20 protein-coding genes are annotated in these 22,479 nt (G+C 60.8%); 13 read left to right on the plus strand and 7 right to left on the minus strand.

The window, feature by feature from the left end; all coding sequences use genetic code 11:
• Positions 1-10 precede the first annotated feature (10 nt).
• A complete protein-coding gene (locus BUS06_RS30490) occupies positions 11-1,150 on the plus strand; it encodes a threonine synthase (protein WP_074268054.1) in 1,140 nt (379 codons plus the stop codon).
• Positions 1,151-1,258: 108 nt separating this feature from the next.
• Positions 1,259-1,966 (plus strand): phosphate signaling complex protein PhoU, encoded by a 708-nt coding sequence (gene phoU / locus BUS06_RS30495; RefSeq protein ID WP_074268055.1) that lies wholly within the window; start codon positions 1,259-1,261, stop codon positions 1,964-1,966.
• A gap of 54 nt (positions 1,967-2,020) precedes the next feature.
• Here the strand turns inward: phoU and BUS06_RS30500 are convergent, their stop codons facing one another.
• Positions 2,021-2,959, minus strand: coding sequence for an SMP-30/gluconolactonase/LRE family protein (locus BUS06_RS30500; protein WP_074268056.1), 939 nt, complete (start codon positions 2,957-2,959; stop codon positions 2,021-2,023).
• 185 nt (positions 2,960-3,144) lie between these two features.
• Between BUS06_RS30500 and BUS06_RS30505 the strand changes: the two genes are divergently transcribed.
• Entirely contained in the window at positions 3,145-4,437 is a 1,293-nt protein-coding gene (locus tag BUS06_RS30505) for an MFS transporter (protein WP_074268057.1), read from the plus strand.
• A 107-nt stretch (positions 4,438-4,544) separates the two neighbouring features.
• On the opposite strand, the gene BUS06_RS30510 is transcribed toward BUS06_RS30505, so the two are convergent.
• A complete protein-coding gene (locus BUS06_RS30510; RefSeq protein WP_074268058.1) occupies positions 4,545-5,543 on the minus strand; it encodes a 2-hydroxyacid dehydrogenase in 999 nt (332 codons plus the stop codon).
• Positions 5,544-5,683: 140 nt separating this feature from the next.
• Here BUS06_RS30510 and BUS06_RS30515 point away from each other — a divergent pair, with 140 nt between their 5' ends.
• The 9 genes from BUS06_RS30515 (at position 5,684) to BUS06_RS30555 (ending at position 16,424) form a co-directional block, all read left to right on the plus strand.
• Positions 5,684-7,462 carry an IlvD/Edd family dehydratase gene (locus BUS06_RS30515; RefSeq protein ID WP_074268059.1) on the plus strand — a complete coding sequence of 593 codons (1,779 nt, stop codon included), beginning with the start codon at positions 5,684-5,686 and terminating at the stop codon, positions 7,460-7,462.
• Positions 7,459-8,226 (plus strand): GntR family transcriptional regulator, encoded by a 768-nt coding sequence (locus tag BUS06_RS30520; protein WP_367946974.1) that lies wholly within the window; start codon positions 7,459-7,461, stop codon positions 8,224-8,226. The genes BUS06_RS30515 and BUS06_RS30520 overlap by 4 nt, the downstream gene beginning before the upstream one ends.
• On the plus strand, positions 8,223-9,029 hold the full coding sequence (locus BUS06_RS30525) for an NAD-dependent epimerase/dehydratase family protein (RefSeq protein WP_074268060.1): 807 nt from the start codon (positions 8,223-8,225) through the stop codon (positions 9,027-9,029). The genes BUS06_RS30520 and BUS06_RS30525 overlap by 4 nt, the downstream gene beginning before the upstream one ends.
• 161 nt (positions 9,030-9,190) lie before the next feature.
• Complete coding sequence (locus BUS06_RS30530; protein WP_083611683.1) at positions 9,191-10,180, plus strand: LacI family DNA-binding transcriptional regulator; 990 nt, start codon at positions 9,191-9,193, stop codon at positions 10,178-10,180.
• Positions 10,181-10,423: 243 nt separating this feature from the next.
• The gene (locus tag BUS06_RS30535; protein ID WP_254369004.1) at positions 10,424-11,959 is read left to right on the plus strand and encodes a UxaA family hydrolase; all 1,536 of its coding nucleotides are present in this window, start codon (positions 10,424-10,426) and stop codon (positions 11,957-11,959) included.
• Between the two features lie 113 nt (positions 11,960-12,072).
• Entirely contained in the window at positions 12,073-13,365 is a 1,293-nt protein-coding gene (locus tag BUS06_RS30540) for an MFS transporter (protein WP_074268063.1), read from the plus strand.
• A gap of 459 nt (positions 13,366-13,824) precedes the next feature.
• The gene (locus BUS06_RS30545; protein ID WP_074268064.1) at positions 13,825-14,229 is read left to right on the plus strand and encodes a cupin domain-containing protein; all 405 of its coding nucleotides are present in this window, start codon (positions 13,825-13,827) and stop codon (positions 14,227-14,229) included.
• A gap of 95 nt (positions 14,230-14,324) precedes the next feature.
• On the plus strand, positions 14,325-15,479 hold the full coding sequence (gene yqhD / locus BUS06_RS30550) for an alcohol dehydrogenase (RefSeq protein ID WP_074268065.1): 1,155 nt from the start codon (positions 14,325-14,327) through the stop codon (positions 15,477-15,479).
• Positions 15,480-15,521: 42 nt separating this feature from the next.
• Positions 15,522-16,424: an NAD(P)-dependent oxidoreductase gene (locus BUS06_RS30555; RefSeq protein WP_074268066.1), complete on the plus strand. Its 903-nt coding sequence runs from the start codon at positions 15,522-15,524 to the stop codon at positions 16,422-16,424.
• A 29-nt stretch (positions 16,425-16,453) separates the two neighbouring features.
• On the opposite strand, the gene BUS06_RS30560 is transcribed toward BUS06_RS30555, so the two are convergent.
• Positions 16,454-16,960, minus strand: coding sequence for a cupin domain-containing protein (locus BUS06_RS30560; RefSeq protein ID WP_074268067.1), 507 nt, complete (start codon positions 16,958-16,960; stop codon positions 16,454-16,456).
• Between the two features lie 364 nt (positions 16,961-17,324).
• Between BUS06_RS30560 and BUS06_RS30565 the strand changes: the two genes are divergently transcribed.
• Entirely contained in the window at positions 17,325-18,269 is a 945-nt protein-coding gene (locus tag BUS06_RS30565; RefSeq protein ID WP_074268068.1) for a cupin domain-containing protein, read from the plus strand.
• Here BUS06_RS30565 and BUS06_RS30570 read toward each other — a convergent pair.
• The 4 genes from BUS06_RS30570 to BUS06_RS30580 all read right to left on the minus strand — a co-directional run bounded on the left by BUS06_RS30570 (position 18,266) and on the right by BUS06_RS30580 (position 22,451).
• A complete protein-coding gene (locus BUS06_RS30570; protein WP_074269385.1) occupies positions 18,266-19,219 on the minus strand; it encodes a LysR family transcriptional regulator in 954 nt (317 codons plus the stop codon). The two genes, BUS06_RS30565 and BUS06_RS30570, sit on opposite strands and share 4 nt — an antisense overlap.
• Positions 19,220-19,344: 125 nt before the next feature.
• The gene (locus BUS06_RS38420) at positions 19,345-19,467 is read right to left on the minus strand and encodes an ankyrin repeat domain-containing protein (RefSeq protein ID WP_254369005.1); all 123 of its coding nucleotides are present in this window, start codon (positions 19,465-19,467) and stop codon (positions 19,345-19,347) included.
• A 233-nt stretch (positions 19,468-19,700) separates the two neighbouring features.
• Complete coding sequence (locus tag BUS06_RS30575) at positions 19,701-20,966, minus strand: MFS transporter (RefSeq protein WP_254369006.1); 1,266 nt, start codon at positions 20,964-20,966, stop codon at positions 19,701-19,703.
• Between the two features lie 237 nt (positions 20,967-21,203).
• The gene (locus tag BUS06_RS30580) at positions 21,204-22,451 is read right to left on the minus strand and encodes an MFS transporter (protein ID WP_074269386.1); all 1,248 of its coding nucleotides are present in this window, start codon (positions 22,449-22,451) and stop codon (positions 21,204-21,206) included.
• Positions 22,452-22,479 lie beyond the last annotated feature (28 nt).

The raw sequence follows: 22,479 nt of genomic DNA on the forward strand, positions 1-22,479 counted from the left end.
AGGAACGAACATGTCTAAAGCTCAGTACATCGACCCGCTCACTGGAGCGCTCTATCCGTTCGAGCAACCGCGCTGGTGCTCGGATAACCAGACACCGCTTCTCATCACGCCACTGCAAGGCATCGGACGTGACGATATCGACCGCAGCAATCGTTCGCTGTGGCGCTACCGTGCTGCGCTGCCGGTCGATATCGCTCAACCGGTTTCGATGGGGGAGGGATGTACCCCATTGGTGCAGAAGGAATGGAATGAGCACCGCCCGTTTTTCAAGCTCGAGTGGTTCAATCCGACCTGCAGCTTCAAGGACCGCGGCACGGCTGTCATGCTGTCGTTCCTGCGCCAGATCGGCGTGAACGCTGTGCTCGAAGACAGTTCGGGCAACGGTGGCGCGTCGGTTGCCGCGTTCGGTGCAGCCGCAGGCATGCGCGTGAAGATTCTTGCCCCGGCTTACACGTCTCCAGCCAAGGTGGCTCAGGTCCGCGCATACGGTGCCGAGATCCAGCTGGTTGAGGGGCCGCGCGAAGAGTCGCAGGCGGAGGCGATTCGCCAATCCGCCGAGATCTTCTACTCCAGCCATAACTGGCAGCCGTTCTTTCTGCAGGGCACCAAGTCCATTGCTTACGAACTATGGGAAGACTTCAATTTCGAGGCGCCGGACAACATCGTCATTCCGGTGGGAGCAGGAAGCAACCTGCTCGGTTGTGACATTGGCTTCAAGGAGCTTCTTGCTGCAGGGCAGATCAAAAAGCTGCCACGTCTGTTTGCTTCGCAGCCGCTGAACTGCTCGCCGCTCGATGCATCGTTCCAGGCCGGGGTCGACACGCCCGTGGGCCGGCCGGTCCTGAAGACGGTCGCAGAAGGCACGGCGATTGCGCATCCGCTTCGTCTGCGGGAAATGATTACCGCACTGCGGGACAGCGGTGGTTCGACGGTAGCCGTTTCCGAAGACGACATTGTTGCCGCGCTTAAAAAGCTGGCGCGTCAGGGCGTCTTTGTTGAACCGACCTGCGCGCACGCCGCCGCCGCACTCGACGAGTTGAGCCGTCGCGGCACCATCAAGGCAAACGAGCGCACGGTCGTGCTGTTGACGGGGACAGGGATCAAGGCTGCAGGCTACATCGCGGAGCTGTTTGCGCAACCTGCTGCGTAGTTACCACACTCGTTCGAATACTTGTCCAGGTAAGATTTGGCGCAGAGATAATACGGTATATACTGTTTTCGAAACACGTCAACGGCCCTTATCGGCTAAGGAGCATATATGCCGGATAAACATCTCTCCAGCCAGTTTGACGCCGATCTCACGCTGCTCTCCACGCGCTTGCTCGCCATGGGTGGGTTGGTGGAGTCGCAGATCGCGTATGCGATGCAGGCCCTGGATACCTTCGAGCTCGATTTTGTCGAACTCGTCCTCGAAGGCGAGCGCCGTCTGAATACGATGGAAATCGAGCTCGACGAAGAAATCTGCAATGTCATCGCGCGTCGACAGCCGGCCGCTCGCGACCTGCGTCTGCTAATGGCGGCTTCGAAATGCGTCACCAATCTCGAGCGTGCGGGCGACGAGGCGCGCAAGATCGCCAAGCGAATCCGCCGCATTGCGCCGCAGGTCAGTGCGCAGGACGTCAATATCGCCGAGATCAAGATCTCGGGCGCCATGGCTGCGAGCGTGCTGCGCCGCGCGCTGGACGCGTTTGCGCGCATGGACACGGCTGCCGCCGAACAGATCATTCTTGACGACGAGGCGATCGATAACGAGTTCAGGGCCTTTGTGCGCAAGCTCGTGACGTCGATGACGGAAAACCCCCGCACGATCTCGACGGCGTTGGACTATCTGTCTATCGCCAAGGCGATCGAGCGGATCGGCGACCATGCCACCAACATTGCCGAATCCGTCGTGTATGTGGTTCGTGGCACCGATATCCGTCACGAACATAGAAAGCGGCAAGAACCCGAAGCGGTGCGCACTTAATACGGCGGCGGACCGGGCCTTCGCGGCCCGCCGCCGTCATCCTGCGTAGACACCTTAACCGCCCACGGCGCCCTGGGTGTTCACGTGGACCGCGTAAATGGATTGTGACGAAGCCATGAACAGGCGGTTGCGGGCGCGGCCGCCAAAACACAGGTTCGCACAACGTTCAGGCAGCGCGATGCGGCCGATCGGCTTTCCAGCCGGCGAGATGATCACCACGCCGTCCAGTTCGTCGCTACCCATACCCCAGCCGCACCACAGGTTGCCGTCAATATCGGCGCGCATGCCGTCGATCGTACCTGGCCCCGCATTGTAGAAAACGCGTCCCTTACCAATTCTTTTCCCATCAGGCTCCATCTCGTAGACGTGGATCAGGCGCTCAGGCACGGCGCGCGATTCGATGATGTACAGCAAGCGTTCGTCAGGTGAAAAACACAAACCGTTAGGCCCCTTCAGATCACGCGTGACAACGGAAGCTTCTCCCGTGACACCGTCGATCCGGTACACCGAATGCGGAAGTTCCTGCTCGGCCTTGACGCCTTCATAGTGACCCGCGATACCCATTGGCGGGTCCGTGAACCAGATCGAGCCATCCGACTTGACCACCACGTCATTCGGCGAGTTCAGCCGCTTGCCTTCGAACGAATCCATCAGCACGGTAATGCTGCCGTCATATTCGGTGCGTGTCACACGGCGCCCATGTTCGCAGGTGACGAGACGGCCCTGCCGGTCGCGCGTATTGCCGTTGGCGAAGTTCGACGGTTTACGAAACACGCTGACCACACCGGTCTCTTCCTCCCATTTCAGCATCTGATTGTTCGGGATATCGCTCCATAACAGATAGCGTCCATCGCCGAACCACACCGGCCCTTCCGTCCAGCGGTAGCCGGTGGCGAGGCGCTCGACCGCGGAGAACGCGACGCGATATTGATCGAAGGACGGATCGAGTGAGATGACGCGGGGGTCGGGATAGCGCTCAGCCTGCTGCCACATGGGTTTGTCTCCGTGTTGGGGGTAAGTGGATGGCGGATCATGGCTCAGTATACGGCAAAACGAGTAAGCGCTTTCTCTTGTCTTCCCCTCCGGGTTCTACTAAAGTGCCTGAATATTAGATGCTTTCGATTGGGTGGCGGTGCGACTCATACGTTAAAAGAAAGCGATTACATTATTGGAGACATATGGACACGGGAAAGTATCGGTATGTGGTCGCCGGGTTGCTCTTCATGGCCGGCGCGATCAACTACATGGATCGGGCGGCACTCGGCATCGTCGCGCCAATCGTCAGCAAGACGCTCGAACTGTCGCCGTCGCAACTCGGCGTCATCTTCAGCAGCTTCTTCATCGGCTATTCGATCTTCTCGTTCCTGGGCGGCTATTTCGCAGACAAGTTCGGCACGCTGCGCGTCTTCACGTGGGCTATGGGATTCTGGTCGCTGTTTTGCGGACTGACCGCGAGCGCAACCGGCTTTGTCTCGCTGCTGGTGTACCGGGTGTTCTTCGGCATCGGCGAAGGGCCCATGAGCTCCAACACCAACCGCACGATCTCGAACTGGTTTCCCCGTCATGAAACCGCGACGATGATCGGCTTCACCTTCTCCGGACAGACGCTCGGCAACGCGATTGCAGGGCCGGTGGTGGGTTTGATCGCCATCGGCTTCGGCTGGCGCGCGTCGTTTATCGTGATCGCCGTACTGGGCTTCCTGTGGCTGCTGTTGTGGCGTCTGTTCGTCACCGACAAGCCCAGCCAGAGCCGCCGCGTCGGCGAGGGCGAAGCAAAACTGATCAACGATAGCCGTGCTATTGCGGAAGCACGTAACGTTGAAGACGACGGCATGACGCTCGGCGCGTATCTGCGCCGTCCGAGCACACTGGCACTCGGTGCCGGTCTGTTCGCGGTGAACTACACGCAGTACGTTTTCATCTCGTGGCTGCCGAGCTATCTGACCAACGTGATGCATCTCGACCTGAAGTCGATGAGCATCATCACGTCGATTCCGTGGATCTGCGGAGCGATTGGCTATTTCGGCGGCGGGGTGATCGGCGACATCGTCTATAAGCGCATGGACGATCCGATCAAGGCGCGCAAACTGGTCGCCACGATTCCGCTGGCGTTGTCGGGCGTCGCGGTGCTGAGCATTACCTCGGCCGGGTCGTTGACGGCGGCGGTTGCATTGATTGCCGCCGCGTTGCTGTTCCTGACCGGATCGTGCCAGTCGATCTGGGCGATCCAGCACGAAATCCTGCCGCTGCACCGCCAGGGCGGCGTGGGCGGCTTCATTCACTTTCTGAGCAACCTGTCGGGGATCATCGGGCCGGCGTTGACGGGAATGCTGATCCAGTATTTTGGCGGTTATCACAGCGCGTTTATGTTCGGTGCACTGATCGATTTTGCGGGTGTGCTCGCGATGCTGGTTTTCATTCGCAGCCGGCCGCAGATCAGTGCGGCGGTGGCGGCTCACTCGCCGAATTGAGCAGGCGAGGCGAGTGCGTGGTTCCGCTGCGCGCTTCGGCTGTGAGCGAAGCGTGCCGTTTGTTGACGAAGATGAACCTCGCAACGAGACCGCACAGCGGCGGCTCGTCAGTTGCCCGGCGTATGCAGCAGGGAACGGGCATCGACTGCAGACGGATTGACGCACGTCGCCGTGAGGCGTCCTTCGAGCGCGTCGGCCAGATTCTGCGCAGCGCGGCGCGCCATGGCTTCGCGTGTCTGGGCTGTGGCCGAGCCGATATGCGGCACGAGCACCACATTCGGCAGCGCGCATAGCGGCGAATCGGCGGGCAGCGGCTCGCGTTCGAACACGTCGAGCCCCGCGCCGAGAATGCGGCCCTCACGTAGCGCGTCCGTCAGCGCCGCTTCGTCGACCACCTGGCCACGCGCACAGTTGACGAGAATCGCGCTCGACTTCATCAAACGCAATTCGGCCGCGCCGATCAGCTTCTCGGTCGCGGCGGAAAGCGGCACCAGCACGCACACGAAGTCCGCTTCGGCCAGCAGTGTGGGCAACGGACACCATTTCGCACCGAACGCTTCCTCCGCGGCCACATTGCGCGAGCGGTTCGCATAGAGCACGTTCATCCCGAAGCCGTGCGCCGCGCGCCGGGCCACCGCGGCACCAATGCGGCCGAGGCCGATGATACCGAGCGTCTTGTGGTGCACGTCGACGCCGAATTGCGCAGGCCCCGACGAGCTCTGCCATTCACCGCGGCGGATGGAGGCGTCGAGTTCGGCGATGCGGCGCGCCGTGGCGAGGATCAACGCGAACATCAGATCGGCCGTCGTCTCGGTGACTTCCTCCGGGGTGTTGCACAGCACGATGCCGCGGCGCGTGAGGTCCGCCACGTCGAAGTCGTCGTAGCCGGCGGAGACGGTCGACACCACTTCGAGTTTGGGCGCAGCATCGAGAAATTCAGCGTTCAGCTTGAGCTTGTTGCCGATCGTGCCGTGCGCGTTCGCGAGTGCCGCGAGGAAGGCGTCGCGCTGGGTGTCGGCGTCGGCGCAGGTCACGTCGTATTGAGCTTCGAGGATGCGCAGGGCTGCGGCAGGCAGCTTGCGGTAGGCGACAACACTTTTTTTCATCGGGACATCCGGTTTGAAAAGAGAAAGGAGCACGTAGCCCAAAAAATGTTAACTTTGAGAAAGCGCTTACTTGCGGATCACTATAAGTCTCGTTAGAATCATCGTCAAGATTATCGATAATTTGATCAAGGGACATAGTGATGGCAGACAAGCTCGATAAAGCCCAGCCGGGCGTCGATACGCCGGACGTCGACGCGCCGCGCGGTTTGCGCAAAGGGTTGACCAATTACGGGGACGCGGGCTTTTCGCTGTTCCTGCGCAAGGCGTTTATCAAGGGCGCGGGTTACACCGACGACGCGTTGGCGCGGCCCATCGTCGCCATTGCCAACACCGGCAGCGCCTACAACCCGTGTCACGGCAACGCGCCGCAACTGGTCGAGGCCATCAAACGCGGCGTGATGCTGGCGGGGGGCCTGCCGGTCGAATTCCCCACCATTTCGATCGCGGAAAGCTTCTCGCATCCGACCAGCATGTATCTGCGCAACCTCATGTCCATGGACACCGAGGAGATGATCCGCGCGCAGCCGATGGATGCGGTCGTGCTGATCGGCGGCTGCGACAAGACTGTGCCCGCGCAACTGATGGGTGCCGCCGTCGCGGGCGTCCCCGCCATCCAGCTCGTGACAGGCGCGATGCTGACCGGCTCGCATCGTGGCGAGCGAGTGGGTGCCTGTACAGACTGTCGCCGCTTTTGGGCGAGCTTCCGCGGCGACCAGATCGACGCGGACGAAATCGATGCGGTCAACAACCAGCTGGTGGCGACGGTCGGCACCTGCTCGGTAATGGGCACCGCCAGCACGATGGCCTGCATCGCTGAGGCGATGGGCATCATGTTGCCGGGCGGCGCCTCGCCGCCGGCGGTCAGCGCCGACCGCATCCGCATTGCGGAGCGCACCGGCGCCCAGGCCGTCGCGATGATCGGCGCGAATCTCACGCCTGCGAAAATCCTCACGCCGAAAGCAATCGAAAACGCGCTGCGCGTGTTGCTGGCTATCGGCGGTTCGACCAACGGCATCATCCATCTGACTGCAATTGCCGGGCGTCTGGGCATCAAGATCGATCTCGACGCGCTCGACCGGATGGCACGCGAGACGCCGGTGCTGGTGGATCTGAAACCGTCGGGGCAGCACTATATGGAAGACCTGCATCGCGCCGGCGGACTCACTACCGTCATGCGCGAAATGAAGGGCCTGCTGCATCTCGATGCCTTGACCGTCACGGGCCGCACGCTGGGCGAAGAACTCGACGCGGCGCCCGCCAGCTTCGCGCAGGAGGTCGTGCGGCCGTTTGACAAGCCGATCTTTCCGCAAGGCGGCATCGCTGTATTGCACGGCAATCTGGCGCCGGGCGGTGCGATTATCAAGCAGTCCGCAGCGAATCCGGACTTGATGGAACACGAAGGCCGCGCCGTGGTGTTCGAGAATGCCGAGGACCTCGCGTTGCGCATCGACGATCCCGAGCTCGACGTCGAGGCGCATGACGTGCTCGTGCTCAAGCAGATCGGGCCGGTCGGGGCACCCGGCATGCCGGAAGCGGGCTATATCCCGATTCCGCGCAAGCTCGGAAGGCTTGGCGTGAAAGACATGGTGCGCATCTCCGATGGCCGCATGAGCGGCACCGCGGCGGGCACCATCGTGCTGCACGTGACGCCGGAGTCGGCGATTGGCGGTCCGCTCGCGATCGTGCGCACGGGCGACCGGATTCGCCTGAGTGTGGCGCAGCGCTCGGTGGAGCTGCTGGTGAGCGACGAGGAAATCGCCACACGTCTGGCGGCGCTGCCGCCGCGCGAAGCCGAACCGAACCTGCGCGGTTATCGAAAACTGTTTCTGACCACGATCACGCAAGCCGACGAAGGGTGCGACTTCGACTTTCTGAAAGCGCCGCAGACCGTAGCCACGGTGCCTGGAAACAAGCCGTGACGTCAGACCCGATCGGCAACGGTGCGGGGCAACAGCGGCCCAGTGCAGTTGCGCCGGTGCTGCGCGACCGCAATACCGATGAAACGATACGCCGTGTCGCGGACCAGCTCGAAGAAGAGATCGTGCTCGGCCTGCTGCATCCGCGCGAACGTCTGGTTGAAGACGACCTGTGCGAGCGCTTCAATCTGAAGCGTCATGTGGCGCGCCAGGTGCTGGGAGAAGTGGAGCGCCGTGGCCTGATCGAACGTCGCAGGCATGTCGGCGCGCTGGTCAAGTCGTTCACCGCAAGCGAAGTGACGCAGTTGTACGCGTTGCGTGAGCTGCTGGAGACCGACGCGGCGAGCCGGATTGTTTTCCCTGTCGACGCCGCGAAGCTCGCGGAACTGGAAACGTTGCAGGCGCAACATGACGCCGCTGCGCAGGCAGGCGATCTGCGCCGCGTTTTTCGCGTCAACATGGCGTTCCATCGGGCGTTTTTCGCGTTATCGGGCAACCAGGTGCTCGTCGATGCGATTCATGAATATGAGCGGCGCACGCACGCGATCCGCTCCGTATCGATCGTATTTCCGGTCTATCTGGAGAAAGCGCGCGCCGAACATCATCAGATGATCGATGCGTTGCGGCGCGGCGATCGCGACGATCTGATCGCGCTGTGCCGCGCGCATCTCGTGCCGTCCCGCGACGCCTATCTCAACGCGTATCACCAGCGCTCGGCCGCGGCCGCGGCGTTTGACTTATCGACACCGAATGGAGACATCGAATGAAACGGGTTTTGATTACCGGCGCAGCTGGCCATATTGGCCGGGTATTGCGCGCCGGCTTGCGTGGCCAATATCAGTTGCGTCTCGCGGACATCGCGCCGCAAGCTGAAGCAGGCGAGGGCGAAGAAATCGTCACGGCCGACATTACCCGGCTAGAGGATCTGTTGCCGGTGATGCAGGGTGTCGACGTGGTCGTGCATCTGGCCGGCATTCCGGACGAGGACCGTTGGGAGAAGATCCGCGACATGAACATCGAAGGTTGTTACAACGTCTTCGAAGCCGCGCGGCAGGCTGGCGTCAAACGCGTGGTGTTCGCGAGCTCCAACCATGCAGTGGGCTTTCACCGGCGCGACCGGATGATCGACAATGCCGTCGCGCCGCGGCCGGACAGCCGCTATGGCGTATCGAAGGTGTTCGGCGAAGCGCTTGGACGGATGTACGCGGACAAGCACGGCATGTCGGTCGCATGCATGCGGATCGGCTCGTTTCGTCCCGACAACACGCCGACGGCGCCGCGGCACCTGTTCACGTGGATCAGTCATCGCGACATGGTGCAACTGACGAAGCGCTGCATCGACTACCCCGACTATCATTTCCTGATCGTGTATGGCGTCTCGGGCAATGCGCGTAACCGCTGGGACAACGCGAATGTGCGGCGGCTCGGTTATGCGCCGGAAGACAACGCCGAACAGTATGCCGCCCAGATCGCGGCAACAGGGCAAACCGAAGACGCGCGTGAGGCGCTGTTTCACGGTGGCTTTGGCTGTCTCGTCGAGTTCGACGGCGATCCGCAGCGGATCGACTAGTCCGGCACTCTGACCCGGCTATCGTCATTGCTGGCTGCCGCACGTTATAGAATGCGGCACAGGGATGGCGCGATGGTGCGCCTCGACTCCGGGCAGGGTGCAAGTTGACCACAGACACTAAGAAAAGAGCGCCGCGTCGCAAATCGAATGCGATTTCCGTCATGGATGTGGCTCGCGCAGCGGGCGTTTCAACAGCGACGGTTTCGCGCGTATTGAATGGCAACGCAACGGTTGCCGCCGAGCTGCAGACCCGCGTACGCGACATCGCGCGCGATCTTGGCTATACGCCACATGCGGCCGCGCGTGCGTTGGCGTCGCAGAAGTCCAAGACGATCGGCGCGGTGATCCCATCGCTGGAAAACCAGAACTTCGCGATCGGCGTGTTCGCGCTGCAAAAGCGCATCGGCGAAGCCGGCTATACGTTGCTGCTTGGATGCTCGTATTACGATCAGGAAGACGAACTCAAGCAGGTGCGCGCCCTGATCGCGGACGGCATCGCCGGCTTGATGCTCGTTGGCCGTAGCCACTCGCCCGCGCTCTATGAACTGATCGAAAAGGAACAGATTCCGCTCGTCAACGGCTGGACCGTCGATCACGACCATCCGTATGTCGGTTTCGATAACGTTGCGGTCGGGCGGCGCCTCGCCGAATATCTGCTCGAGCTCGGGCATACCCGCTTCGGCATGATTACGCAAATGACGCAGCACAGCGATCGTGCGGCTGATCGCATCATCGGCGTGCGCGCGGCGCTACAGTCGCGCGGGCTGCAGTTGCGCCACGAGCATCTGATCGAGATGCCGCACAAGATCATTGAAGGCCAGATGGCAATGAAGGCGCTGATGAACGGGCCCGAGCGTCCGACGGCCGTGATCTGCGGCACCGATCTGTTGGCAGTCGGCGCGCTGGCGGAAGCGCGCGAGGCGGGTATCGACGTGCCGGGCGACCTGTCGATCGCGGGCATCAACGATATTGAATTCTCGAGCTTTACGTCTCCGCCACTCACCACCATGCGGCTCGCCGCCGATGAAATCGGTGCGCGCAGCGCCGAGTATCTGCTCGCACGGATCGAAGGGCGGCCCGTAAGTTCGCAGTACATCGTGCCGACCGACCTGATCGTGCGCGGTACGACTGCACGTCCTCGCAACAGTTAAGAGGCTGTAGTACGACGTTTTGCGCAAAACACTTTCTCAATGCACGGCCCCAAATCTGCCCGTCAAAGTAAGCGCTTTCTATTGAACTCACAAGTGAAGTGCCATAAGATGCCTGATACCCTAGGATATCAAGCAGCGAAGCATCGTTCGTAGCGGCCCTTTAAAGAAAGCGATTACTTGTATCGCCCGTGTTCGGCCGCTGAGCGCAAATTTTTTAGAAGGCAGTGTCCGATGACTGAGGCGATGAGCAAAAACGTGAGCGGGCCAGTGATCCGCTTGCATCCCGCCGACAACGTGGTAATTGCGCGCATCGACGTGGCAATCGGTACGCCGGTTCCAGCCGAAGACTTTGTTTGCCGCAGCCAGGTGAGCGCGGGCTACAAGATCGCAGCGAAGCCCATCAAAAAAGGCGAGCCGGTTCGCAAATACAACGTGGTGATCGGTTTTGCCGCGATGGATATTGCGCCCGGCACGATGGTGCATAGCCATAACGTCGAGTTCCGCGAGTTCGACCGGGACTACGCGTTTGGCGCGGATTACCAGCCCGTGGAGATGGTGCCCGAAGCGCAACGCGCCACGTTCCAGGGCATCGTGCGCGACAACGGCGAGGTTGCTACGCGCAACTACATCGGCGTGTTGTCGACAGTCAATTGTTCGGCGACGGTCGCACACCGGATCGCCGAATGGTTCACGCCGGAACGGCTGGCGGATTACCCCAATGTCGACGGCGTGGTCGCGTTCACTCACTCGATCGGTTGCGGCATGGAGATGAGCGGCGAGCCGATGGCGTTGCTGCGTCGAACGATGGCGGGTTACGCGCGGCATCCCAATCTCGCCGCGGCGCTAATCGTCGGGCTGGGATGCGAGCGCAATCAGCTGGCCGGGCTGATGGATCAGGAAGAGCTGAAGGTTGATTCGCGGCTGCACACCTTCATCATGCAGGAGAATGGCGGCACCCGCCGGACCATCGAGGCCGGCGTGGCTGCGGTCCAGGCCCTGCTGCCCGACGCGAATCGCGTGAAGCGCACGACGGTTCCCGCGAGCCACCTGAAGATCGGCCTGCAATGCGGCGGCTCGGACGGCTTTTCGTCGATCACGGCCAATCCTTCGCTGGGCGCAGCGATGGACCTGCTGGTCCGTCATGGCGGCACGGCCATCCTCTCCGAAACACCTGAAATCTACGGCGTGGAACATACGCTCACGCGGCGCGCGGTCAGCCGCGAAGTCGGCGAAAAGCTGGTTGCGCGGATCCGTTGGTGGAAAGACGAGTATTCGGTCGGTCGAGACGTTCAGATCAACGGCCAGGTCAGCCCTGGCAATCAGGTGGGCGGACTCGCGAACATCTTCGAAAAGTCGATTGGATCCGCGATGAAAGGCGGCACTGGCCCGCTGATGGAAGTGTATCGATACGCCGAGCGGGTGAAGCAGGCTGGACTCGTTTTCATGGACACACCTGGTTTCGACCCCGTCTCGGCGACGGGTCAGATTGCTGGCGGCGCGAATCTGATTGCCTTCACTACAGGCCGCGGTTCGATGTTCGGCGCCAAGCCCGTGCCCTCGCTGAAGCTCGCCACCAACACGCCGATGTACGACCGTCTCACCGAAGACATGGATCTGAACTGCGGCGGGATTCTGGATGGTGTTGCGTCGATTCGCAGCACGGGCCAGAAAATCTTCGACGCGATTCTTGCCGCCGCGTCGGGCGAGCGAACAAAGAGCGAAATGCTCGGGCTAGGCGACCACGAATTCGTGCCGTGGCAGATCGGCATCATGAGTTGAGTTTTTCAATCGGCTTCCTGCCAGGCCTGCCAACAAGTCGTACCTCCATGGCATTCGTTAGAAGTGCCAGATAACAAAATCCGTCACCCCGACTTATACGGAATAGAGACAACATGAAGACTGGGAAGTATCGCTACGTTGTCGCCTTGCTGCTGTTTATTGCGGGTGCGATCAATTACATGGACCGCGCCGCGCTTGGTGTGGTCGCACCTATCATCAACAAGCAGCTGGGCCTTTCTCCGTCGCAACTCGGCGTGGTGTTCAGCAGTTTCTTCTTCGGCTATTCCATCTTTGCATTTGTCGGCGGCCAACTCGCCGACAAGTACGGACCGCGCCGCGTTTTCTCCTGGGCGATGGGGACGTGGTCGATTCTCTGCGGATTGACCGCAGCCGCGACCGGCTTCGGCACGCTGCTCATTTCCCGGGCGCTGTTCGGCTTCGGCGAAGGTCCAATGAATTCGACGACCAACCGGACCATCACCAACTGGTTTCCCCGGCATGAGACCGCAACCATGGTCGGCTTTACGTTTTCGGGCCAGACGGTAGGCAGTGCGATCGCCGGGCCGGTGGTCGGGCTGATTGCCATCGCTTACGGTTGGCGCACGTCGTTTGTGATCATCGCGGCGCTCGGGCTGACGTGGATCGTCGCATGGCGCATATTCGCGACCGACAAGCCGGCGCAAAGCGCGCGGGTTGGCGCGGCCGAACGCGAGATGGTCGAAGCGAGCCGCGGCGCGGCGCATCCGGCAGAGGGCGGCGACGAAAGCACGCCGTTGCGCAGCTACCTGTTTCGTCCGAGCACGCTCGCACTTGGCGTCGGCCTGTTCGCGGTGAACTACACGCTGTTCGTGTTCATCTCGTGGATGCCGAGCTATTTCACCAACGCGCTGCATCTGGACATGAAGCACATGAGTATCCTGAGCGCGGTGCCGTGGGCATGCGGCGGGATCGGCTACTTTGGCGGCGGCCTGCTTGCCGATGCGTGTTTCAAGCGTATGAGCAACAAGCTGCTGGCGCGCAAGCTCTCGGCGACTGTGCCGCTCGCGCTGTCGGGTCTCGCTCTGCTCGGTGTTAGCGTGGTCGATTCCGTGATCCCCGCAGTACTGCTCGTAGCGTCCGCCGTTCTGTTCCTGACGGCTTCGTCGCAAGCGTGCTGGGCCACCATGCATGAGCTTGTGCCAGGCAGGCATCTGGGCGGCGTAAGCGGCTTTGTTCACCTGATGAGCAATATTTCGGGCATCGTCGGTCCGACCATGATGGGTCTGGCGGTCCAGTACTTCGGCGGTTACAGCAGCGGCTTCGTGCTCGGCGCGGCGGTCGATCTGGTCGGCGTGCTGGCAATGCTGCTGGTCATCGGCCGGCGAGGGGCAGCCACTGCGGAAGATACGCAGACGAAGGCTGCCTGAGCGGTCGTTGCCGCAGATCAACGGCGAGGCCTTACCGTATGTGAAGCAACACGGACCGGTGGCGTGTTGCTCGCGGTACCGTTGGTCCGGAATTCATGACGCCGCCTCAGCGCGCACTCGCGGCATGAACTAACGCATATCCGAGGCCCTGCCTCATTTCCGCAAATGTCATTTGCGAAGGCGGTCATTTTGCCGCTGCTCACCTCATGGCAAGATTTGAGTATCGATAATTGGTACAACGAATCTAAGAGGCGGGAACATCGTAATGGACGAGCAGGAAAGAGCGTTGGGCGGTCAGCCGGCCCGACATGCTCCATCGCGGCGCAGGATGATTGTCGGAAAGCGTCGGCGAAACTGGCTACCACAAGCCCAACGGACAGTTGACGCCGCAGGAAGCATGGTCATTTAGCGCAGGGGCTGTGGTGTGCCGCCTGTTTCTATCCTGTTCTGGAGTGCAAATTGTTTAAATTCTTTGACCTTCAAAAAATTATCGGCCAATTCCCTGACGAGGCAGATAGCACAATCGTCGACACCTATCTCACCGACGAACCATCCGCGAGCTCAAGACTTTTTCGTGTTTATTATCCAATCCCTCGCCATTACCACGAAACGTGCGAAGAGCATCTTTACCTCCTGACCGGGAAGGTCACCTTTGCGATCGAGGACGAGGCGCCTCGCGTCCTTACTGCGGGCCAGCTCGTCACCTTCGAGCGGAACACCGTACACGCAATAACGGAAATACTGGAGTCGCCAGCGGTCTTTTTTACCGTGGACGCTCCGCGTCGTGTACCGACCGATGTTGTGTATGTAAATCCCGATGACGCACATATTCGACCTTTTGTGACTCACCTGGAAGATATCTGAAGGTCAGCGCGTGACGAAGCCTGTTGCGCATGAAACTTGAGAGAGAACTCGGTCGAGCCGGCGAAAGCCGTATCAATGTAAGGAACAGAGATCCAATGCAAAATTTTACGTTTCATAACCCCACCCGCATTATTTTCGGCGAAGGCCAGATTGCTGCACTTGATGCCCATGTACCGCGCGAAGCGCGCGTGCTGATCACTTGTGGCGGCGGCAGCATCAAGAGCAATGGTGTGCTCGCGCAAGTGCAGGCGGCGCTCGGGGAGCGTGCCTCGTTCGTATTCGAAGGTATCGAACCCAATCCAACTTACGAAACCTTGATGCAAGCGGTTGCTGTCGCACGCGAACGGAACATCGACTTTCTGCTGGCTGTCGGGGGCGGCTCCGTGATTGATGGCACCAAATTCATCGCAGCCGCGCTGAAGTTCAATGGCGAGCCGTGGGACATCCTGGCGAGGCAGGTCGAAGTGCATGAGGCGATGCCGTTCGGTAGTGTTCTGACGCTGCCCGCGACCGGCTCTGAAATGAACAATGGCGGTGTCATCAGCCACCGCGCGAAAGGCGACAAGTTGCCGTTTCGCAGTGAAGCGACGTATCCGGTCTTTTCGGTGCTGGATCCGACGACGACCTATTCGCTGCCAGTCCGGCAAATCGCCAACGGTGTGGTCGACGCGTTCGTGCATATCGTCGAGCAATACCTGACCTATCCGGTCGATGCAAAGGTGCAGGATCGTTTTGCCGAGGGCTTGTTGCTCACGTTGACTGAAGTGGGTCCACAAGCATTGGCCGAGCCGAATAACTATGCCGTGCGCGCCAACCTGATGTGGACCGCGACGCTGGCGTTGAACGGCTTGATCGGGGCCGGTGTGCCGCAGGATTGGGCGACGCACATGCTCGGTCACGAGATTACCGCGCTGCATGGCCTCGATCATGCGCAAACGCTGGCAATCGTGCTTCCGGCAATGCTGACCGTGCGCAAGGAGCAGAAACGCGCGAAGTTGCTGCAGTATGCCGAGCGTGTATGGAACATCACCGAAGGCAGCGAGGAAGAACGCATCAGCGCGGCGATCACAGCGACCCGCGTGTTCTTCGAGAGAATGACCGTCGGTACCCGCCTGCGTGATTACAAGATTGGCGGCCAGACCGTCGCCAAGCTGATCGCGAAACTGGAAGAACACGGGATGACGGCGTTGGGCGAACGCGGCGATGTGACGCCCGAGGTCAGCCGCCGAGTGTATCAACTTGCGGTCTGAGCAGGCCCGTGTCCGTCTGGCGCATTACTTTGGAATGTCACTATGAAGATCGGATTTATTGGCCTTGGCTCCATGGGCGCCGCAATCGCAGCGAACCTCATCGAGTCAGGACATGAAGTACATGTTTTCAACCGTACCCCGGCACGCGCTGAACGGTTGCGCGAAGCGGGCGCAAGGGTTGCGGCCAGTCCCGCGGGTGCAGCACGGTCGGCCGACGTTGTGTTTACGATGGTGGCCGACGATGCTGCGCACACAGCCGTGACGTTCGGCGAAGCGGGTATCGCCACGACGCTGAAGCCGGGCGGGGTACACATCTCGATGAGCACGATCAGCGTCGCAACGGCACAGGACCACGCAACGAAGTATCGCGAAGCAGGTCTGGGCTTCGTGTCGGCGCCCGTTTTTGGCCGACCCGACGCCGCCGCGGCACGCAAACTCTTTATCATGGCCGCGGGCGCCGACGAGCATCTCAAGGTCGCCGTTCCGCTTCTTGAAGGCCTTGGGCAGTCGGTCGGCATCGTCGGCTCGGATCCTTCTCAAGCGAACCTCGTCAAGCTGATCGGCAATTTCATGCTGTCCGTGATCATCGAAACGCTGGGCGAAGCGTGCGCGGTAGCGGGCAAGGCAGGCCTTGACCCGATGCATCTCGTTGAATTGCTGACCAGTGCAAATTTCAACGCAGCGCCGTACAAGATCTACGGCCCGCTGATTGCATCGCAGCGCTTCCAGCCGCCCGGCTTTGCTTTGCCTCTTGGTCAGAAAGACAACCGGCTGATGCTGGCGGCCGCCGAGTCGCTTGGGGTCCCCCTGCCGCTTGCCAGCCTCGTCCACGACCGATTCCTCACGTTACGGTCGCAAGGTCTCGGTGCGGAGAGCGACTGGTCCGCGGTCGCACTGTGCGCGTTGTCCGACGCGGGCTTGAACAAGCAGCAGCCCGGCGCGTGAGGCCGCCGGACAAGCCTGCGAAGCGCCGATCAGACCCGGCGCCATGCACGCTTGTCCGGATCTGAAAGTTGCAGGTCAACCGGACCCATCCCGAACACCGCGACGACGACCGGCTCTTTCACATGCCGTGGCACGCCATCGTAGTGCGGCGTGCGCGCGGCACGTTTGACAAAGCCACCAGCCGGGACCGGCACCGCGTCTTGAGGTGCGAAATCAGGACCGCTGTTGACCCACCAGGTGCCTGACACTACGACCTGGATCCGATCGGTCGCGTACGAATGCGGTGCGCTGAACCAACCGGGATTCCATTTCATCATCACGAGATACAAGCCAGGTTTGTTGACATCGCCGTAGAGCGGTGCCATCTCGCCGCTGTGTGGCGGGCCGGCTGTCGAAGGCTTGAAAGTGATCTGTTCTCGCGGCAGTACGAATGTCTCATGGGCGTCGATCGGACTGGCATGCGCCATCTCAGGTGCGAATGCACTGATCATGGACGTTAGCAGAATCAGGCGGCGGTTCAGGTCGATGGGTTCCATGAAGAGCTTTTCCTTGAGTAGCGATTTGTCGCGGAGGTCATGAGTGTCGCGGGACGAACAGGGCAAGCCGATTCGTCAACTCCGATAGATGACCAATCACACTAAAGGATCCCAAGCAGGGGATGAAGATCCCGATGCACAAAAGATCGTTTCTAAAAAAGGGGAAGTGCCGGCCCGCGATTGGGCTCCCCGTTTCTGCCGTGTACCGCGAACGCAGGACACACCCATTTGTGCAAAGGTGATATCGATGCCGGGCACTTCTGCCGCCAATGCTCCGCACCTATAGTCAGATCAGCTCTCGAACGCACGTCACATCGCTTCGATCGGACCTGCGCGAAGCTTCCCTCACTTTCAGGAGCAGACCATGTTGACCAGAACGCTCTCACCGGACTCTGTCGAAACCGCGACCGCGAACCAGGACGCCGAGTACTTCGAGTACACGTCATCAGCCAATCCGATCGGCGCGAAGCTCATCTCGCGCGTGCCATTCCGCAATTTTTCGCCTTCGCTGTACGCAGAGGGCGCCACTCGGATTGTGCCGCTCGACCTCTCCGCGGAACTGGGTTGCCCCAGCCCCGCGACCGGTCCAGGCTTGAGCGCCAATTTCCTGCGCATCAACGCAAGAGACGCATTGACGCTCGCCCCGAACGCCACGTCGCAGCTTTGCTATGTCATCAGCGGGGCCGGCAGCGTGACGCAGGGCGAGACCCGCTTCCCGTTCGCGCAAGGCGATTTCTTTACCCTGCCGGGCGGCGATGATGCTGTGCTGTCCGCCAACGCGACGGCCACGCTCTATTACGTCAACGACGCGCCGCTGCTCACCTATCTGGGTACGACCGGCGTCCAGGCGCGCTTTGCGCCGACGCTCTATCCGGCCGCCCAGGCGCAGGCAGAATTGCGCAAGGTCGCGGAAGAAGCCAATGCGGGGCGCCGCAACCGCATCAGCGTGCTGATGGGCAATGTCAACTTCCCGCAAACGCGAACGGTCACGCACGTGCTATGGGCCATGTTCGGCATAGTCCCACCCAACTCGATTCAGAAGCCGCACCGCCACCAGTCGATCGCACTCGACTTCATCGCTGGGGGCGCCCCGGGCGTCTATACGCTGGTGGGTACCGAACTGGACGAGAACGGCAATATCGTGGATCCGACCCGCGTCGATTGGGAAGCCGGGATGGCCTTCGTCACGCCGCCGGGATACTGGCATGCGCATTTCAATGAAACGAACGAAAACGCTTATGTGATTCCGATTCAGGATGCCGGCTTGCAGACCTGGCTGCGCACGCTCGACATCCGCTTTGCGCGTTAAGGCTGAAGCTCCAGTGCGAGTCCGTCGTCCCAGTACGGCGGCTCGCCGATCGCCTCTGCATAGAAGTCGACAAACGAGCGCACCTTCGACGACACGATCTTCTTCGGCGGATAGACCGCCCAGATAGCCGGTTCGGCCTTGCCTGTGCGTGCTTCCCATTCGGGGAGGGCGTGGATCAGCCTCCCTTCGCGTACGGCTGTGCCCGCGAGCCAGGTCGGCAGGAGGGCGATACCGCATCCCGAAAGCGCGAGGTCGAGCACAGCCTCGGAGTCGTTTCCGCGCAACCGGCCTTTCAATCCGACCAGTGTCTGCTCCAGGGCAGCTTTGGGACTTCCCGTGCGGGTGAGAAACCACTTGTCAGCGGGTGGCAGCGACAGGCGGAGTGATTCGTGAGCCTCAAGATCAGCAGGGACGGACGGCATACCGTTTCGATCGAAATATTTCGGACTGCCGCAGACGATCCGCCGATGGGGTGCGAGACGTCTGGCCATTAATGAAGAATCGGACAAGACGCCGATGCGAATGGCTAAGTCAATCCCGGCATCGATCATGTTCAGGGTCTCGCCGGTCAGCACGAGGTCGAGGTCAATGTCCGGGTACCGGGTCATGAATGCTGGCAGGTGCGGCACGACATGCCGCCGCCCGAATGCGGATGGCATCGTCACGCGCAGCAGGCCCTGCGGCGTGCTATTCAAGGACGACGTGGCCTGCCGGGCGTCGTCGAGTGCTTCGAGTGCCAGGATCGCGCGCTCACGAAATACCCTGCCGCCCTCTGTCAGCACCAGACCCCGTGTCGAGCGATTGAAGAGGGCGATGCCGAGATCCTTTTCGAGGTCGCTCACATACCGCGAGATGGTCGAGGTCTTGACCGTCATTTCACGCGCAGCTTTGCTGAAGCTCTGCAGTTCCGCCGCACGGACGAAAGCGTGTACCGCTGAAAAATAGTCCATTTTTTGGGGTGCAAATCGAACTTGCTGGAACGGGCCCGGTTCGCACGCCATTGCGTGGCTCAATGAAACGGGCATGGTGCCGCTGGCACTGCGCCACGCGACGCGCTCCGGGACGGCAAGTGCGCTCATTGTATCGCGCCCGCCTGGCGTAGTGCGTCCGCTGCAGACGTGTTGTGTTGCGCGAGGGCCATTTGCAGCGCGGTCCCTCCGCGCGCATCGACGTGGTTGACGTTCGCACCGTGCGCCACGATTGTCGTAGACGCTGAGAATGAGCGCCGTGTAGCCCTCAGCCGTCTTCGTTTCGAGGGGAAAATGGGCGTCGACCAACAACGCTAAGTAATCCTTTGCGATTAACACAATGAAACGATCGTGGCGAGAAGCGTGTGATGCCGGTCAAGTGGGCTGCGTGCCTGCTAGCGGCTTCACGGCTGACTGTGCTGCCCGGGGGTACGCGTTTTCGTCGAACCATCTGTTCTGGCGCTTAACGGTTGACCATCCGCTTGGGCAGCGTCAGGGCAAGGGCGCCCACTAAAAACATGCTGATCGCGAGTGCGATCACGGCCAGTAGCGTCGAATGAGTCGCGTCGATGATCCCGCCGATCAGGTACGGACTGACAAACCCGGCAAGATTGCCCACCGAATTGATCACGGCGATTCCTGAAGCGGCCGCGGCACCGGTCAGCATTGCGGTCGGCAGCACCCAGAACTGTGTCATGGTGACTAACACAGCTGCCGTCGCTACCGTAAGTGCGATTGTGGCGAGCATTGCCTCGTGCATGAATACGGCGCTTGCGATCCAGCCTAGCGTGCCTGCCAATGCCGGGATCGTGATATGCCAACGCCGTTCCTGGTGTGCATCGGAGTGGCGGCTCACGAGCAGCATGGCAACCACCGCAACGGCATAGGGCAGCGCCGTAAGCAGCCCCACACTGAGTGGATTGCTGACGCCGGTGTTCCTGATCAGCGTCGGCAAATAGAAACCCACACCGTATAGGCCCATCATGTTGAAAAAATACAGCATGCACATCAACCAGACACGCGGGTTGGTGAAACCGTCGCGCGTCCTGTGCGACCGTACGCCCTGGCGGTCGTCTGCCAGGTTGCGCGCAAGCAGCGCTTTTTCATTAGCGCTGAGCCAGCGTGCGCTCTCGACGTTGTTATCCAGAAAGAGAAGCACGACAATCCCCATCACCAGTGAGGGAATTGCTTCTATCAGGAACAGCCACTGCCAGCCGGCCAGATTGTGTGCGCCGGAAACTGAATTCATGATCCAGCCGGACAGGGGCGCACCCACCACTCCAGCAATGGGAATTCCGGTGATGAATAGCGCGAGAATGTTTGCACGCCGGCGCGCCGGGTACCAGTACGTCAAATACAGGATCACGCCAGGGAACAGCCCCGCTTCAGCGAGACCCAACACGAAGCGCAGCGCGTAGAACATCGTCGGCGTTTTGACGAACAGGGTCACTGCCGAGACGATGGACCAGGTGATCATCACACGCGCAATCCAGAGTCGCGCCCCGACGCGATGCAACAGTATGTTGCTCGGCACTTCGAAAAGAAAATATCCGAGGAAGAAGATTCCGGCGCCCAGCCCATAAACCGTTTCGCTAAACTTCAGATCCGCGAGCATCTGGATCTTCGCAAAGCCGACGTTGACGCGGTCGAGATAGGCAACCACGTAGCACATGAACAGCAACGGTACGATACGCCGCGTCACCTTTTCGTATATCGAATCGTCATCCATGGCCGAAGATGCTGCGTCTGACGCGAGTATCCCGTTAGCCCGTACCATGCTGTTTCCTTGAACCGAGTAATGCCATTGACAGGTATAGATGCTCCGACCGAATTGCCAGGCATGCACCGCGCTAAAGCAAAGCAGAGTAGGGGCTGGCGAAGCATTGCGAAAGTTACCCGTTACGCAAAACAGTTGTGCGTAACGGGGTTCGCGCCATTCAGATCAACCTTGAACAGCGATGCGGGATCATTCAGGCGTCGCCTGACTTGCGATGCAATCGTTGCCGGCATCGGCGGTGCTTCGCCCAAAGCTTGCAAGCGCGGCCAGACCGAGCAGGGCGAGCGCACTGCCAAGCAGGAAATCGTCGGGGACACCGACCGAGTCGACGATGGTCCCACCCACCAGAGAACCCACCGCGATGGCGACCTGAATGATGCTGACAAATAGCGCCGAGCCCGCCTCCGGCAGATCGGGGGTCGCGCGCTGAATCCACACGCTGAAACAAAGCGGCAGCGCGCCGAATGAAATTCCCCACGCGAGTACGTCAACCGTGATCGCCAGTTGCGAGTGCCTTAGCAAAGGCATCGACAAAAGTGCGAACATCAACAGCGACACCATGGTCGCGAGAGATGCCTTCAGACTTCGGTTGACCGTGCTCGAAACGATGAAGTTGGAGAAGAAGCCAATGATGCCGAACCCCAGCAGCAACCAGGTAATGGTCGACATGCTGAAACTGGCGTTATGCAGCAGAAACGGCGTGATGTAGGTATAAGAACAGAAGTGAGCGCCGAACACGAGCGCCACCATCAGCATGCTTCTACGCGGATAAGGGCGCCGTATCAGCGAGACCAGGTCGGCAAACCGCAGCGCGGCACTCGATGGCAAGGACGGTACCAGCAACAGTTGCGCGACGAACGCGACAGCAACCAGCACACCGGTGGCCATGAAGGAAAAGCGCCAGGATGAGAAGCCGGCGATCAACGTACCAAGAGGCACGCCAATCACCGTAGCGCACGTCACGCCGGTCAATATCATCGCGGTTGCCCTGGCCGCATCTTTGGGCTGTACGAGCCGCCCAGCAGCGGCAATCGCCAGCGTCCAGAAGCCTCCCAATGCGGCCCCCAGCAGCGCGCGACCTATCAGCATGACGGCGAAATTGGGTGCGAAGGCCGATAACAGATTGGACGCCAACAACAGTCCCGTTAACAACAGAAAGACATGACGGCGGTCCATACGTCCCGCTCCCAGCATGAGCCCTGGCGCGGAGACAGCAGCAATGACACCAGGTACGGTGACCATCAGTCCAGCGGTGCCCGGCAGGACGTCCAGTTCTTTGGCGACGTGTGGCAATAAACCGACCGGCAGAAACTCCGTGGTGACGAATGCAAATGCACCCAGCGCTACGGCCCCGACGGAAAGCCATTGGCGTAAAGACGACGAATCACCGTTCTCCGGCGCGGGCATGCCCGCCGGCAGATTGCTCTCTACCAACATAGTATTGTTTGTCCCTTGCGGACACTGA

This window comes from Paraburkholderia phenazinium (assembly GCF_900141745.1).
Classification (GTDB): domain Bacteria; phylum Pseudomonadota; class Gammaproteobacteria; order Burkholderiales; family Burkholderiaceae; genus Paraburkholderia; species Paraburkholderia phenazinium_B.